Origin of the sequence: Rhizobium sp. CF142 (assembly GCF_000281145.1) — a bacterium.
GTDB lineage: Bacteria > Pseudomonadota > Alphaproteobacteria > Rhizobiales > Rhizobiaceae > Rhizobium.
On the sequence record NZ_AJWE01000135.1, the window covers coordinates 36,847 to 52,415 of the forward strand.

The 15,569-nt window shown below is 61.9% G+C and carries 10 protein-coding genes; 7 read left to right on the plus strand and 3 right to left on the minus strand.

What is annotated here, in order from left to right; all coding sequences use genetic code 11:
* The first annotated feature begins 18 nt into the window (after positions 1-18).
* The 4 genes from PMI11_RS34315 to PMI11_RS34330 all read left to right on the plus strand — a co-directional run bounded on the left by PMI11_RS34315 (position 19) and on the right by PMI11_RS34330 (position 4,127).
* Positions 19-1,188 (plus strand): ABC transporter permease, encoded by a 1,170-nt coding sequence (locus PMI11_RS34315; protein WP_037072674.1) that lies wholly within the window; start codon positions 19-21, stop codon positions 1,186-1,188.
* Between the two features lies 1 nt (position 1,189).
* On the plus strand, positions 1,190-2,053 hold the full coding sequence (locus PMI11_RS34320; RefSeq protein WP_007826823.1) for an ABC transporter ATP-binding protein: 864 nt from the start codon (positions 1,190-1,192) through the stop codon (positions 2,051-2,053).
* Positions 2,054-2,062: 9 nt separating this feature from the next.
* Positions 2,063-3,433: an MCE family protein gene (locus PMI11_RS34325; protein WP_007826824.1), complete on the plus strand. Its 1,371-nt coding sequence runs from the start codon at positions 2,063-2,065 to the stop codon at positions 3,431-3,433.
* Between the two features lie 79 nt (positions 3,434-3,512).
* The gene (locus tag PMI11_RS34330; protein ID WP_007826825.1) at positions 3,513-4,127 is read left to right on the plus strand and encodes an ABC-type transport auxiliary lipoprotein family protein; all 615 of its coding nucleotides are present in this window, start codon (positions 3,513-3,515) and stop codon (positions 4,125-4,127) included.
* 78 nt (positions 4,128-4,205) lie between these two features.
* On the opposite strand, the gene PMI11_RS34335 is transcribed toward PMI11_RS34330, so the two are convergent.
* The gene (locus tag PMI11_RS34335; protein WP_007826827.1) at positions 4,206-5,072 is read right to left on the minus strand and encodes a D-alanyl-D-alanine carboxypeptidase family protein; all 867 of its coding nucleotides are present in this window, start codon (positions 5,070-5,072) and stop codon (positions 4,206-4,208) included.
* A 195-nt stretch (positions 5,073-5,267) separates the two neighbouring features.
* On the minus strand, positions 5,268-12,227 hold the full coding sequence (locus PMI11_RS34340; RefSeq protein WP_007826829.1) for an apolipoprotein A-IV repeat region-like domain-containing protein: 6,960 nt from the start codon (positions 12,225-12,227) through the stop codon (positions 5,268-5,270).
* A 463-nt stretch (positions 12,228-12,690) separates the two neighbouring features.
* Between PMI11_RS34340 and PMI11_RS34345 the strand changes: the two genes are divergently transcribed.
* Together PMI11_RS34345 and PMI11_RS34350 are read left to right on the plus strand one after the other, a co-directional pair.
* On the plus strand, positions 12,691-13,062 hold the full coding sequence (locus tag PMI11_RS34345) for an Hpt domain-containing protein (protein ID WP_007826831.1): 372 nt from the start codon (positions 12,691-12,693) through the stop codon (positions 13,060-13,062).
* Positions 13,063-13,266: 204 nt separating this feature from the next.
* A complete protein-coding gene (locus PMI11_RS34350) occupies positions 13,267-13,587 on the plus strand; it encodes a 2Fe-2S iron-sulfur cluster-binding protein (protein ID WP_007826833.1) in 321 nt (106 codons plus the stop codon).
* A gap of 298 nt (positions 13,588-13,885) precedes the next feature.
* Here the strand turns inward: PMI11_RS34350 and PMI11_RS34355 are convergent, their stop codons facing one another.
* The gene (locus tag PMI11_RS34355; RefSeq protein WP_007826835.1) at positions 13,886-14,515 is read right to left on the minus strand and encodes a DUF922 domain-containing Zn-dependent protease; all 630 of its coding nucleotides are present in this window, start codon (positions 14,513-14,515) and stop codon (positions 13,886-13,888) included.
* 102 nt (positions 14,516-14,617) lie between these two features.
* Between PMI11_RS34355 and folP the strand changes: the two genes are divergently transcribed.
* Positions 14,618-15,511 (plus strand): dihydropteroate synthase, encoded by an 894-nt coding sequence (gene folP, locus PMI11_RS34360; RefSeq protein ID WP_007826837.1) that lies wholly within the window; start codon positions 14,618-14,620, stop codon positions 15,509-15,511.
* Positions 15,512-15,569 lie beyond the last annotated feature (58 nt).

Sequence of the window (15,569 nt, forward strand, 5' to 3'; positions counted from 1 at the left end):
GGACTGTCGCTGCAAGCATTGAAAGACACAAGTATTTTGAAGTCCGAGAAACGCAACGCCGCCTCGCTGCATGTGGACGACCGAGCCGGGAGCTCGGCCCAGCATGTGCATCTTGAAGGCAATTGGCGCAGCGCCAACATCCATCTCGTCCTGCAGGATTTCGAGAAATTGTCGCGCAACAATAGCGGCGACCTGACGCTCGATCTCTCCGATGTCACCGATATCGACACAGCCGGCATCTGGTTGCTTTGCCGGCTAAAGAAACAGCAGGAAGAGGCCGGGCGAACGATTCATTTCGAGGGCACGAACCAGCATATCGACGAGCTGATCGCCACCTTCTCCAAGGAGCCTGAAAAGCAGGAGCCTGAACAAAAGCAGAGGCTCTCGATCACCGAGCGCATCCTCGCACCGATCGGGCGGATGACCCTCGACGTCTGGGACAATGTCGCCGCCTCCATGTATATCCTCGGTTCTGCAGTGCGCGGCGCGCAGATGAAATTCGGCCGTGGCAGCGGCGTCTCGCCGGCCTCGATCGTCAACCAGATCGACCACATGGGCGTGCGCGCCGTTCCGATCATCCTGCTGATGTCCTTCCTGATCGGCGCGATCATCGCGCAGCAGGGCGCCTTCCAGCTTCGTTATTTCGGTGCGGAAATCTTCGTCGTCGACCTCGTCGGCATTCTGCAGCTTCGTGAAATCGGCGTGCTTCTGACCGCCATCATGATCGCCGGTCGATCGGGCAGCGCGATCACCGCCGAGATCGGCTCAATGAAGATGCGTGAAGAGGTCGACGCGCTGAAGGTAATGGGCCTCAACCCGATCGGCGTGCTGATCTTCCCGCGGCTGGTGGCGCTGACCGTTGCGCTGCCGCTTCTAACCGTGATTGCCAACTTCGCGTCGCTCGCCGGTGCCGCTGCCGTCGCCTATCTTTATTCGGGCATTACATTCGCAACCTTCCTGTCGCGCCTGCATGAGGCCGTAACGCTTTCGACCATATTGGCCGGCATGATCAAGGCGCCGTTCATGGCGCTCGTCATAGGCATCGTCGCAGCTGTCGAGGGCCTGAAGGTCGGCGGCAGTGCCGAATCGCTCGGCCAGCATGTGACGGCCTCCGTCGTGAAGGCGATTTTCGTCGTCATCCTGATGGACGGGCTTTTTGCGATGTTCTATGCAGCGATCGATTTCTGACATGGCGAACGACGTGGATCAGCAACCGATCGAAACGAGCAAGAACGGCACCAAAAACGGGGAGCGGGATGTCGTGCTGTCGGCGCGCGACGTCACGGTCGCCTTCGGCCCCAAGGTGGTGCTCGACAAGCTCAATCTCGATATCTATCGCGGTGAGATCCTCGGCTTCGTCGGCGCTTCCGGCACCGGCAAATCGGTGCTGATGCGCACCGTGCTGCGCCTGCTGCCGCGCCGCTCCGGCACCATCAAGATCCTGGGCCAGGATTTCGACGAGCTGGACGAGCCGGAGCGCAATGCGCTCGACATGCGTCTCGGCGTTCTCTTTCAGCAGGGCGCGCTCTTCTCCTCACTGACGGTGAAGGAGAATATCCAGGTGCCGATGCGCGAATATCTCGATCTGCCTGCTACGCTGATGGATGAGCTGGCGCATCTGAAGATCCGCATGGTGGGGCTCGCGGCCGACGCGGCGGACAAATATCCTTCCGAACTCTCCGGCGGCATGATCAAGCGTGCGGCGCTTGCCCGCGCACTGGCGCTCGATCCCGAACTCGTCTTCCTCGACGAGCCGACATCGGGCCTTGATCCCATTGGCGCTGCGGAATTCGACGAGCTGATCGCCAATCTGCGTGATAGCCTGGGGTTAACCGTCTATATGGTGACCCACGACCTCGACAGCCTGTTTTCGGTCTGCGACCGTATTGCCGTGCTTGGAAAGAAGCGGGTAATGGTGGAAGGAACGATCGACGACATGCTGGCCTACGACGATCCGTGGGTTCAGGCCTACTTCAAGGGCAAGCGCGCGCGTTCGATCGTGCCGCAGGACGACGCGCCGGCGGCCCGGGCGCAGCATGACAGCGGGAAGTGACCGGAGACGATGGAAACCAAAGCCAATTACACGATCGTCGGTTTTTTCACCGTTCTGGTGATCGCAGCCGCATTCGGCTTCGTCTACTGGATGGCCGAATATGGCCGCAGCGGGCCGATGGCCGAGCTGATCGTGCGCATTCCGGGCTCTGCCAACGGTTTGAGCGTCGGTTCGCCCGTGCGCTTCAACGGCATTCAGGTCGGCTCGGTGCAGTCGCTCTCCATCGATGCCGACGATCCGCAATATTCGCTGGCTTTCACCGAAGTGCGCTCGGATGCGCCGATCTATCCGTCCACCAAGGCGGCCCTTGAAATCCAGGGCCTGACGGGTGCTGCCTATATCGAGCTTTCCGGTGGCCGCAAGGAAGACAAGAACATTCTCCAGCAGGCGCTGGAAAGCGGCAAACGCGCCGTGATCGTCGCCGACCAGTCGAGCGTCACCAACCTGCTCGCAACCGCCGACAAGATCCTCGACCGCGCCAATGACGCTGTCGGCGACGTGCAGGGTTTCGTGCGCGACGCGCGCGGGCCGCTGACCAAGACATTGCAGAATGCCGAAACCTTCTCGGACGCGCTCGCCAAGAATTCCGGCAATATCGACAGCTTCCTGCAGAGTGTGGGCGATCTCTCCAACACGGTGCGCAATGTCTCGGGCCGCGTCGACTCGACGCTTGCTGCTGTCGAAGATCTGGTGAAGGCGGTCGATGCCAAGAAGATCAATACGATCCTGAGCAATGCCGAGAAGGTGAGCCGTGACATAGCCGACGCTTCCGGCGATCTGAAGGGTCTCGTCGACAAGGTCGACCAGACGGTGACGACCTATAACGAGTTCGGCAAGAAGGCGCAGGTCACACTCGATCGCGTCGATACGCTGGTCGCCGCCATCGACACCAACAAGGTCAAGGGTTCGGTCGACGATATCGCCCAGGCGACGAAGGATGCACGCGCCGCGGTCGCCCAGATCCGAGACGTGACCACCACGGTGGCAGACCGGCGCAAGGATATCGACCAGACGATCCAGGACGTCCAGCAGATGGCGAACAAGCTGAACTCGGCTTCGACCCGCGTCGACGGCATCCTCATCAAGGTCGATGCGCTGCTTGGCTCCGACAATACCAACTCGCTCTTCACCGAAGCGCGCGCGACGCTCGAATCCTTCAAGAAGGTCGCCGATAACGTCAATTCACGCATCGGGCCTATCGCCGACAATCTGCAGCGGTTCTCGGGCAGCGGCCTGAGTGATGTCCAGACGCTCGTCAACGAGCTGCGCGGCACGGCCAATAATTTGAACAATGCCATCAGCAATTTCGACCAGAATCCGCAGCGGATCATTTTCGGCGGGCCGACGGTCAAGCAATATGACGGGCGCACGCGGCGCTAGAGCAATTCCAGGAAAAGTGTGTAGCGGTTTTACGTCCGGAATTGCGGGAAAGAAAAACAGAGGTCAGGGGTAGCGTAATATGGGTCTATCGCATGTGATGTCGCGCCGTTCCTGGATCCGTGGAACGGCGATTATTTTGCCGCTGACGGCAGCGCTTCTTGCAGGCTGCGGAACGACGGCGAAGAACGACACCTATGATCTCTCGGCAGCTACGGTCGATGGCACCGGTCCCTCGGCTAAGAGCAAGCAGATCCTGATTGCCGATCCGACGGCATTGAAGGCGCTGAACAGCGACCAGATCGTCATCCGCGTTTCGCCCTCGGAAATTCAGTATCTGTCACGCTCGCAGTGGAGCGATACGCTGCCGCGCATGGTGCAGTCGAAGCTCGTCCAGGCCTTCGAGAATTCCGGAAAGCTCGGCGGCGTCGGAAAGCCGGGGCAGGGACTGGCGATAGACTATCAGCTCGTAACCGACATCCGCTCCTTCGAGATCGACGCAGCGTCTGGCAACAAGGCTGTGGTGGAGATTTCCGCCAAGATCCTCAACGATCGAAACGGCACAGTGCGTGCCCAGCAGGTCTTCCGGGCCACTGCTCCGGCCGGCGGTGACAACGTGAGTTTCGTCAAGGGGCTGGGCCGTGCCTTTACATCGGTCACCGACCAGATTGTTGGCTGGACGCTAACATCGATCTAAGCCTTCGCTTTAGAAAGATAAGGCCCGAAACCGTCAGACGGTTTCGGGCCTTATCCGTTCTTAGCTTGTCTGGGCGGCTTACTTGGTCGGCTGAGCATCCGTCATCGTCGGCGTTCCGCCCGTTGCCGAAGCAGTCGCGGTGGAGGCCGAAAGCAGGTAGCTGTCGAGCAGGCCGGCCATCTTGTCGTCTCGAATACTCGCGGTCTTTTCGCCCATGACGACGCCGACGACGCGGCGGCCGTCCTTGGCGGCCGATGTCACGACATTGTAGCCCGACGCATCGGTGAAGCCGGTCTTGATGCCATCGACGCCATTGTAGCGGTACATGAGGTTGTTATGGCCGCGCAGCTTCATGCCGCGGAACTGGAAGCCGCGCATGGAGAAGAGCTTGAACTCTTCGGGGAAGTCACGCATCAGCGAGACGCCGAGGGTCGCCATATCGCGCGCGGTGGTGACCTGTTCCGGATCCGGCAGGCCCGACGGGTTCTTGAAGATGGTGTCCTTCATGCCGAGCTGATGTGCCTTGTCCGTCATGAGCGCGCCAAAGGCCTGTTCGGAGCCGCCGAGCTGTTCGGCAAGCGCCACCGCGGAATCGTTGGCCGAAAGAACGACGATGCTTTCGACAGCCTCCTTGACCGTGACCTTGCGGCCAGCGCCGATGGCGAGCTTGAAGGGCTCCTTGCTTTCGGCATTTTCCGACATGGTGATCTTCTGATCCCAGGTCAGGCGTTTGTCATGCAGCGCCTGGAAGGTGAGATAGAGCGTCATCATCTTGGTCAGCGATGCCGGATAGTTCAGATCATCCTGGTTGGACGCTTCCAGAACCTGACCGGACTGCACATCCACGAGGAAGCTTGCCTGGCCGGCTTCGGCCCGAATGAACGCGCCCAGAAGAAATGCTGAGGATAAGGCGGCGACTATCAGCCCGGAGGTCGTCTTGGTCATCAATGTCTACGGTCTCTGTCGTGGCAAGTGATTGCGGTTTGGCAATTGGCTTGGCGATGGTCTTGGTGGGGGCTGCCCCGTTGGTGCATGCGGATCAGGGATGTTTGTGACGGAATGAAGGAGCCGGGGCAATAAAAAAGGGCCATCCACAGATGCCCCCTTTTGTCTCACCACGTCAGGCTTCCACCCGACAACTCAGTTCAACCGGCCCGCTGCGTGGGCAAGCATCGTGTAGACCTTGCCGGTATCCGAGGTCAGGTAAGACTGCGTGACCGTGCGGTTCGGATCGGTGCGGGCGACATCGGCGAGCAGCTTTTCGAAATCGCCGATATAGCGGTCGACGGCGGTGCGGAATTCCGGCTCGCGATCGTACTTGCGCTTGATCTCGTCGAAAGTCTGCTGGCCCTTCAGCGTGTAGAGGCGACGGGTGAAGACGTCGCGCTCGCCGCGCTGGTAGCGGCGCCACAGATCGACCGAGGCGTCATGATCGATGGCGCGGGCGATATCGACCGAGAGCGAGTTCAGCGATTCAACGACATGACGCGGGTTGCGGCTGTCATTGGCGCGCTGGGCGGGAGCAGGGGCCGGAGCGGCGGCTTCTGCTGCCGGACGAACCGGGGCGGCACGCGATGCTTCCTCGGTCTCTTCACGCGAGGCGCCGCGCAGGAGATCGCTGATCCAGCCGCCGCTGGTGGCTTCCGTGCGCGGAGCTTCCTGCCTGACTGTTGCAGGGGCCGGCTGGGGAGCCTGAGCGACCGGACGCTGCGGAGCTGGAGCAGGAGCGGGTGCTGCTGCCGGGGTCGGGGCGATGGTGCCACGCAGGCCCATGGATTCGATCGACTGGCGAGCTGTCGGTGCCGGCTGCGGCGTCGGCGCCGTTGGTATCACCGGCTGGGTGACGCGCGGTGCGGGCTCGGCCTGGGCAAGCGTGCGGGCGACCGGCTCGGAGATTTCGAGACGCTGGCTGGAGCGGCCGACAATCTGCGAAATATCCTGCAGGGCCTTGATCTGCTCGGCGACAGCGCGGCGCATGGCGGACGCGCTTTCCTTGGCTTCTTCCGGCAGATCGAAGGCGCCACGCTTCAGTTCGGCGCGGGTGGCGTCGAGTTCGTTGCGGATATCGGTTGCGGAGCGGCGGATATCTTCCGTCGCACCCGAGAAGCGGCCGACAGCGTCATCGATCGCATCGCGGAGCGATTCACGCAGGTTCTGCGCTGCATTGTCGGAGGCGCGGCTGGCTTCGCCAAGCATGCGCTCGACTTCCGACAGCGAAGCCGTCAGGCCGCCACGCAGGCGGTTGGTGAGGTCGCCGGAGCGGCGCTCGACATTGGCAAAGCTCGTGTCGATCGTCGCATTGGCTTCCTCGCCGGCGCGGTTGATTGCTTCGCGCATGGTGGACGCTGCTTCCTCGGCGCGCTTCTCGGTATCCGAAAGCACGCGTCCGATATCGGCAAACGAGGCCTGCACGCTCTGGCGCAACGTGCCGGTGACCTGATTGGAACGCTGTTCGGCGCGCTCGAAGACCGTTTCGATCATGCCGCCGAGGCCGCGCATGGTCTTTTCGATCTCGCCCGAACGCTGTACGAGGCCGGCTGCCAGCGTCTGCAGGGCGGTCTCACGCTCTTCCAGCGTCGAGACGAGGCCGGACTGGGCGGCAGCAAGAAGCTGCGAGGCCTGGCCGAGAACCTTCGAATGGTCGTCGAAGCGGCCAATGATGCCGCCGACCTGGGCGAGCGTCTGGCCTGAAATATCCGACAGGCGGTCGACCTTGCCTTCGAGAAGGCGGGTCGAAGCGGAGACCATTTCGGCAGCCTTGGCGGCAGAGTCCGTGAAGCGCGTGGTCGTGTCGCCGAGGCGGCTGTCGACGCCGCTCAGCTGATCGGCGGCGCGCGTCATCATCATGGACATGGCGGCGCTGCTTTCCGACAGACGCTGGACAAGGCCGTTGACGTTGTTCGTCAGGCTATTCTCGATTGCCGCGACGGCATTGGCGACGTTTTCGGCACGGGCAGCGACAGCCTGGGTGAGGGCTTCATTTTCCGCACGCAGGCGCTCGGCGCTGAGGCTTGCGGCTGCGGTGATGCGGGCTGCAGCTTCCTGGCCGGCGTCGGTGTAGCGATCGATGATCGGCCGTGCCGTCTCATCCAGGATGCGCGTCAACTCGGTGGAGCGGCCGGCAAGCATGGAGTTCAAGTCGCGGGTGCGCTCGTCGAGCGTCGTGCGGATCGAATTGCCGCGTGCTTCCAGCGCCTTGTCGATATCAGTGAGCGTCGTGTCGATTTCGCGGGCACGCTGCTCCAGGCTGGAGCGGATGATGCTGCTGCGGGCCTCCAGCGCACGGTCGACCTCGGCCATGCTAGATGTGATCTGGCTGCCGGCATCCGTCAGCGTCGAACGGATCGAATTGCCGTGCGCTTCCAGCGTCTGGCCGGCACCGGCAAGCGCGTGATTGATGGCGCTGACCTGGCTGCTGACGATATTTTCTGCTTCCGCCACCTTGCTGACGATGACGTTGCCGGCCTCGGAGAAGGTCTGGGCAACGGCGGCAGCCTGGCCGGCGAGGCGGCTCTGTGCCTCGGCGACGCGGTTGACGATCTGCGAGGAGCGCTCGTCCATGGCTTCTGCGAACTGCTGGCCGGTGCGGCTGAGCAGTTCCGAGGACTTGGTGGCTTCGCCATCCATACCTTCGGCGGCTTCGGCAACGGCGTTGCGCAGGCTAGCAGCAAGACCGGCTGCCTTGCCTTCAATCGTGCGGTTGACGGCATCGAGACCGACGGTCAGAGCGCGGTCCATGGTGGAGAGACGCTCTTCGATGCGCGCGGAGCCGCGATCCATCGCGTCGCTCAAAGCCGAGGTCCGGCCGTCGATCGACTGGGCCATGTTCGCACTGCTGCTATCGAGCGTTTCGGCAAGATGTGCCCGGCGGCTGTCCAGAGCCTGGGTGAGATTGGCGCTGTGGCTGTCGAGAGCATGCGTGAGGTTGGCGCTGCTGTTGTCGAGGGCCTGGGTAAGGTTGGCGCTGCCGGCATGCAGCGCATCCGTCAGGCTGGCGGCGCGGCCGTCGAAAGCTTCCGTCAGGCTTGCGGTGCGGCTGTCGAGCGCCTGGGTCAGGTTTGCGGCGCTGTTGCCGAGCGTTGCGGCGATGCGCTGGGCTGTGTCGTCGCCGATCGAACCCAGACGGGAGATACTGTCATCCAGAAGGCCGGAGAGATGGCTGCCTGCAGCATCGACCTTATCGGCCACGCCGCCGACACCATCGGCAATACGGGCCTCGATGGCGGCAAGGCTGGCTTCGACGCGGGCGCCGGTCTCAGTGAAGCGGCCCGTGAGGTTGCCCACGGAGTGGTCGAGATGGCCGGAGAAATCGGCGGCCGAACGCGAGATCGTGTTGGCGGCTTCCTGGAAGCGGCCGGCAATCTGGCCGGCACCTTCGCGCATGCGATCCTCAAGCGACTGTGCACTCTTATCGATCGCAGTGCGGATCGCAGCCTCGCGATCTTCCAGCGACATTTCGAGCATGCCGATGCTCGTCGCAACCGACGTGCCGATCGAGGTCGCCTGTTCGGAGAGCGTGTCGTTGATGAGGTTATGGGCCTCGGTCAGCGTCAGCGTGATGGCATTGGTGCGGTCGTCAAGCGTGGTGCGGATGCGGTCATGCGCGGCGGCGAGCCCGCCTTCAACGTTGCTTGCCGCATCGTTGGCAAGGGCGGCCATACGCTGCTGGGCGTCGGTAAGGCCATCCTCGATGCGGCCCGCCATGCTGCCGATGATGCCTTCCATGCGGGCGCTGCCGGCATCGAGGGCTTCGGACAGGGTGGAAGTGTGCTCGGCGAGCGCTGTTTCAAGACGTGCCTGATTATCCGTATAGGCGGCGCGGATCGCTTCCGTGCGGTCGGCAAAGGCGCCGGCAACACGCTCTTCGGCGTTGGCAACGGTGTCCATAATGGCGTTGCTGCGGTTTTCGAGCGCGGATTCGAAGCGGCTCTGGCCGTCATCGAGCGAAATGGCGAGCGCCATGGTCTTTTCGTCAAGTGTATCGGACAGGCGGTCGGCGCTGTTCGTGACGGCATTGACGATGGATTCGGCGCGGCTCGTGAGCGCTTCCTCGATGCGGAGCTGGCTTTCGCCGAGCGATGCGGCGATCCGGTCATGCGTGCCGGTGGCCGCGTGGACGAGAGCATCAGTGCCCGCCGTCAGCGTGTCTTCCAGGCGGCTCTGGCTTTCGTTCAGCGAGATGGCAAGGGCCATCGCCTTTTCGTCGAGCGTTTCGGAGAGGCGGTCATGCGTGCCTGACACGGCGTTCAGCAACGCTTCCGAATGGGTCGACAGCGTATCCTCGATGCGTGACTGCGTCTCGTTCAGCGAAATGCCGAGCGCCATGGCCTTCTCGTCGAGGGTTTCGGCGAGACGATCATGCGTGCCGGAGACGGCGTTGATCAAGGCTTCCGAATGGGTCGAGAGCGTGTCTTCGATGCGCGACTGCGTTTCGTTCAGCGAAATGCCGAGCGCCATCGCCCTTTCATCGAGCGTATCGGCGAGACGGTCATGCGTGCTGGAAACGGCGCTGAGCAGTGCCTCCGAACGGGTGGCAAGCGTGTCGTCGATGCGGGCCTGGCCTTCGTTCAGCGAGATTGCAAGCGCCATCGCCTTTTCATCAAGCGTATCGGAGAGGCGGTCATGCGTGCCGGAGACGGCATCGATGATGGCCTCCGAGCGGGTCGCAAGCGTATCCTCGATACGGGCCTGGCCTTCGTTCAGCGAGATCGCAAGCGCCATCGCCTTTTCATCAAGCGCATCTGAGAGGCGGTCATGCGTACCGGAGATGGCATTGAGGAAGGATTCGGACCGGGCCGCAAACGTATCCTCGATGCGGGCCTGGTTTTTCTGCAGCGTCTCGGAGAGGCGGTCATTGGTGCCGGAAACGGCATTGATGAGCGATTCCGAATGGGTCGAGAGCGTGTCTTCGATGCGCGACTGCGTCTCGTTCAGCGAGATCGCCAGCGCCATCGCCTTCTCGTCGAGGGTTTCGGCTAGACGGTCATGCGTGCCCGAGACGGTATTGATGATGGCCTCGGAACGGCTCGTAAGCGCCTCGTCGAAGCGGGTGTGGTGGTCGGCAAGCGCGCCGATCAGCGCTCCGCCGCGTTCGGTCATCACGCTGTCGATGCCGGTATGCGCAGCCTTCAGCGCATCGGTGATTTCAGCGGCGCGGGCGGCGAGAACGCTGCTCAGCTCTTCGGCGCGACCGCCGAATGCCCCCGTGACCTTTTCAGTGCCGCTATCGACGGCAGCGGCGAGTTCCGTCGTGGTCGTCTGCAGCGTATCGCGGAATTCGGCTGCCCGGGCGGCGAAGTTGTTCTGCAGTTCGGAGGTGCCAGCTGCGAGCGCCAACGAGATTTCCGACGTGGCGTTGCTCAGCGCCGAACCAAGTTCGCCGGTACGGGTCGTCAGCGCCGAGGTGATTTCCCCAGCACGGTCGGCAAGCGTGCTTTCCAGCACTTCCTGGCCGGTTGCAAAGGCGGTCGCCAGCGCCAGCGACTGCTCACTCATCGACGCGCCGAGGCGATCGATATTGGTATTGAGGATGCCTTCGATGGAATCCGCGTTGCCCGACAGCGTTTCGTTGATGCGGGTGAGGCTTTCGATGAGCTTGGTGTCGAGCGAGCCGGAGCGCTTGTCGAAGGCATCGGTGAATTCGGCGACCCGTTCGTCGAAGGCGGTCGAAAGCTGGGCGACAGTCGTCTGCAGGCGTTCCTCGAAGAAGCCGGAGCGCACGTCGAGATCCATGACGGCATCGTCGGCTGTCGACTGCAGGCTCTGGCGGAAGCTGGCGCCCTTTTCGTCGAGTGCGGCATTCAGCCTGGAGAGCACGTCGTCGAGCGTGCCGCCGATCGTGCGTTCGCCTGATGTCAGGCTCTGATTGATCTCGCGGGTACGGGAAACCAGGATTTCATTGAGCTGCTGGGTGCGCTCCTGCAGGGCGGCGTTCAGGCGCTCGGTGCTCGCATCCATCGTCGAAGCACGTGTCTCGAACTGGGTGAGCAGGCGATCGCCATGTTCGTTGATCGTGTTGGTCAGCGCGTCCAAGCGATTGTCGAATTCATTGCCGATCGCAAGGCCGGACGCGGTCAGCGTATGGAGCAGCGTGTCGGTCTTGGCAGCCAGCAGCGTGCCGAGCGACTGCATGGCGCTGTCGGACTTTTCCATGATCGCAGCAGCGCGCGTATCGATCAGCGAGGCGAAGGCTTCGCCCGAGGTCGCAAGGCGGATGGCGATCTCTTCTGTCGCAAGCGACAGTTCTTCCTTCAGCTGGTCGTGAACGCCGGCGATGGAGGAGCGGATGCGGTCAGCATGATTGACGATCGCTTCGCGCTCGGAGCCCAATTCGTGCACAAGGCCGCGCACGCGCAGTTCGTTATCCGCATAGGAACGCTCCAGCGCATTCACTTCGGAATGCACGAGCGTTTCGAGTTCGGAAGCGCGCGCGATGGTGCGCTCGATGCCTTCGTTCATCGCCGAGACTTCGCGGCGCACGGCCTGGCCGACCGTCATGATGCGTTCGGACGCGATGGTTTCCGGCTCGGAAAGGCGCAGCGCAACTTCAGCCATGGAGCGGGCGGCGTTGCGCATGTCCTGGGCGCGCGAGATCATGATGGCGAAGGCATAGAACATCATGACCGGCACGATGATGCCGACGATGCCGGCGATCACGCCCGGCAGGGCGGCAAGATCGGTCAGCGAGCGGATCTGCGAGATCTGCGGCGCATAGAGCATGAACATCAGCCCGAGGCCGATGATGACCCACAGGATGGAAACGAGAGCGGCCGTGCGCAGGGCGGGGCGGCTGGAGCCGTTTTCCAGCGACTTCAGAAGCGAAGCGGGCGAATTACGGCTGGCATCGTTGGCCGGGGCGAAGGCCGGTGCCCGGGGGGCCTGCTGATCGCCTGTACGGCCAGAGCGGCCGCGGCGGCGCTGTGCTTCTTCCTGGGACTGATTACGGGCATTGGATGGGTCAGTCACATTAGCCTCCGGGGCGTGGGGCGCGTTGCCGCGGCGAGACGGCACGTTCTCCTGGCCGAAATCGATCTGAAGCGCCTCGTCCAATGCCTTGAACGCCTTGTCCTCGATCGATTCATTGTACTTGTTATTCGCCATTCCGATATGCCTCGCAATTCCCGGCCAGTCCGGCAGCGCATCCGGGCCACCGCCTTTGCCCGGAAAGAACCTTTGCCATTCCAGCCTTCCATCCAAGACGGACGGATAAGCATGTCATTTCAGAGTAGATAGCCGATTTTTCAAACGAAAGGTATCAAAACACTACCATTATCCACTCTGTCGGCAAAGGCGCGCGGCATGAGCCCGCCTCAACAGTATCGTAGTGACACATCTGGGCTGCCTACACAATTAATGAACCCTTGCGTTTCCATCCCTCTTAACCTGTTGTTAACACCTTTAAATTTTGGAAGCGGCCCAAAAGCCGATATTTTAGCGATATTTAAGGGACGTTAACCATATGGTTAGATTTTCGCCCCGAATACGCCGGAATTTAACGGGATCGCCATTCTCCGACCGCACAACAGTAGCAAGCGCGGACGATATAAGACGGGAGAATTGGCAAATGGCAGCAGTGAGTATCGCATTCGAAGCACCTGACAATTCCACAGGGCCTTCGCCCTCCAAGGTCCGGCCGATCGACCTTGTTCATCTTGCGCGCCAGACGATGGGCGACAAGACGGTGGAAATCGAAGTTCTCCAGATGTTTGCGCGCCAGGCGCGCGCCTGCTTGCAGGACATTGCAAGCGGCGAGTCTGCCAGGGTGGGTGCTGCGGCACACCGCCTGAAGGGAGCAGCAAGCTCCGTCGGCGCCTTCCGGGTTTCGCAATCAGCGGAAGCCGTCGAAGAGAACAATGGCGACGCAACCGCCATGGCGGCGTTGGGTGCAGCCGTCGTCGACGCCGAGAATTTCATTCTGAAACTCTGCCGAGGATAAGGCAGGGCAGATTAGGGGCTGAGCTAGGCCCGCTGTTCCATAGCGGAACGGCGGGTCTTTTTGCGACTTCCTCCGTGACGCATAGAGAATGGCGCAACCCTGGCCGATCTGCGAATCTCGGGGCGATCCGGCAATGTTGACTGACGCGCCGAATTGTCGGAAGAAATCCGCCCATCTACTACGAAAGACCGGAACCTAACCCTGATGCCCAAACTTACCATCGTCGCCTTTGACGGAACGCGCTTCGATCTCGACGTCGATCAAGGCTCCACCGTGATGGAGAATGCGGTCCGCAATTCCGTACCCGGCATTGAGGCCGAATGCGGCGGCGCCTGCGCCTGTGCGACCTGTCACGTATATGTCGACGAGCAGTGGACGGAGATCGTCGGCCAGCCGGAAGCGATGGAAGAGGATATGCTGGACTTCGCCTTCGACGTGCGCCCAACCTCGCGTCTTTCCTGTCAGATCAGGATGAAGGCTGCCTTTGACGGGCTCACGGTGCACGTGCCGGAACGGCAGGCTTAAGTCCCAAAATCGCAGCTCTTTCCAAAAAGAGAGCCTCGCACGCCGGAGGCGGGCGAGGCGAGGCGGGCGCATTACCTACGGATGAGGGAGGAACACCCGCGGCTTCGGAACGCGCCAGGAGAACACAGTCACGAAAGCCAGCTGCCTTACTGCACTTTCGAATATAGTCATATTACCGCGTTCCGGTTGAGTCCACCAGAATGAAAAATGACCGGTAAAAGGCTGGGAGTTCCACAAGCTTCGCACAAGTTTCATTGGGCAGCTAACGTTCTCTGCTCGCGTTGTGGGCAAAAAGAGCTTATCTTTCGCCGCCCTTGCCCTTGAGTCTATTGTTGATCAATCTCAGCATGCGGTTCTGAAAATTGACCGCCTCGACGCGATCGAATCGGGCCTGCAACTTGTCGTGCTCCTCTACCCCGCGAGCCGACACATCCGAAACGAGCTCCTGCATGGCCTCGCAATTGCGCCGCGAAGGCAGCGCCTTGAGTTCGCGTTCCATGGCACGCGCCTGAGTGCGGGCGATCTCCGCATGGCGCTCCTCGTGGCGCCTGATATCGCTCGACAGCGCATCCCAGATCATCGACAGCTCACGGCTCGCGCCCTTGCGGTTGCTCCAGCGCGGCATGATGATCTGTGTGTGGACGGTGACCTTGACGTTGCCGACGCGGCAGCGGCCATTTTCCTGGATATAGGTCGCCTCGCCGCCGAAACGGATCTTGGTGGCGCCGGGATGGCGGGCGGAGGAGCCGTTCGCCGTAGGGCCACGGCGACTCAGCTCGTCGTCCAGCTCGTCGGCCGTCTTTCCCTTGATATCGAAATAGGAATAGCTTTTCGTAGCAACGACTTCGGCTGCCGCGGGGCCGCAGAGGAAAAAGGCAATCATGGAAAAGGCGATGGGAAAGCGCATATAACGCAACGCAAGCGGCATTCTGAACTGAACCTGTGTTGAAGTTTGGCGGAGCTTGGGGCATAGCCACCGCAAGAGCAATATCGGATAGCGGCTTTTTTGGCTAGCGACGGGATTAGACTGGTGAAACAGCTCGATAGCAGTTTCTGGCGTGTGGCCCATGGCCGCGAGATCGAGCTCAACAAGCGCTCAGTGATCATGGCAATCGTGAACGTGACGCCGGATTCCTTCTCCGACGGCGGGCGCTACGACACGGTCGACAGGGCCGTCGAGCACGCGCTGCAGGCGGTCGCAGACGGCGCCGAGATCCTCGATATCGGCGGTGAGTCGACTCGGCCGGATGCGGCCTCCGTCAGCCCGGCGGAAGAACAGGCGCGCGTACTGCCCGTCATCGAGGCGCTCAGCGGACGGACTGAAGCACTGATTTCCATCGATACCTATCGCGCAGAAACGGCGCGGTTTGCCATCAGTGCCGGCGCCCATATCGTCAACGACGTCTTCGGCCTGCAGAAGGAGCCTGAAATCGCCGCGCTGTCGGCTGAGACCGGGGCGGGGCTCTGCATCATGCATACGGGCCGCGACCGGCAGAAGCTTGCCGATATCATCGATGACCAGGTCTTTTTTCTCGAGCGTTCGCTGGAGATCGCTTCCGCTGCCGGTGTCCTGCGCGACCGCATCGTGCTCGATCCCGGCTTCGGCTTTGCCAAGGAGACGCCGAAGGAAAATCTGGAACTGATGGCGCGGTTCGAGGAACTGCACCGCTTCGGCCTGCCGCTTCTGGCCGGCACGTCGCGCAAGCGCTTCCTCGGCGCCGTCACCGGCCGGGAGCCGGCGGAGCGCGATCCGGCCACTGCGGCGACGAGCGCGCTTCTCAGGCTGCAGGGGGCGGCTGTTTTCCGGGTACACAATGTCGCAATCAACAGGGATGCGCTTGCCGTGGCCGATGCTATGCTGGCCGCCCGGAACGACGCTTCGAAAGCGTGTCACGATCCATCAGATCCGGGTGCCACGCTTTAAGTCTTTGTTTTTCGCATGTCGTTATCGCAAAACCGCTGCACATTTTTGCGCGACATGC

Coding starts and splice junctions, on each gene's coding strand:
- PMI11_RS34320 (WP_007826823.1), top strand. CDS start 1,190: ATGGCGAACGACGTGGATCAGCAACCGATCGAAACGAGCAAGAACGGC.
- PMI11_RS34325 (WP_007826824.1), top strand. CDS start 2,063: ATGGAAACCAAAGCCAATTACACGATCGTCGGTTTTTTCACCGTTCTG.
- PMI11_RS34330 (WP_007826825.1), top strand. CDS start 3,513: ATGGGTCTATCGCATGTGATGTCGCGCCGTTCCTGGATCCGTGGAACG.
- PMI11_RS34335 (WP_007826827.1), bottom strand. CDS start 5,072: ATGACCAAGACGACCTCCGGGCTGATAGTCGCCGCCTTATCCTCAGCA.
- PMI11_RS34340 (WP_007826829.1), bottom strand. CDS start 12,227: ATGGCGAATAACAAGTACAATGAATCGATCGAGGACAAGGCGTTCAAG.
- PMI11_RS34345 (WP_007826831.1), top strand. CDS start 12,691: ATGGCAGCAGTGAGTATCGCATTCGAAGCACCTGACAATTCCACAGGG.
- PMI11_RS34350 (WP_007826833.1), top strand. CDS start 13,267: ATGCCCAAACTTACCATCGTCGCCTTTGACGGAACGCGCTTCGATCTC.
- PMI11_RS34355 (WP_007826835.1), bottom strand. CDS start 14,515: ATGCCGCTTGCGTTGCGTTATATGCGCTTTCCCATCGCCTTTTCCATG.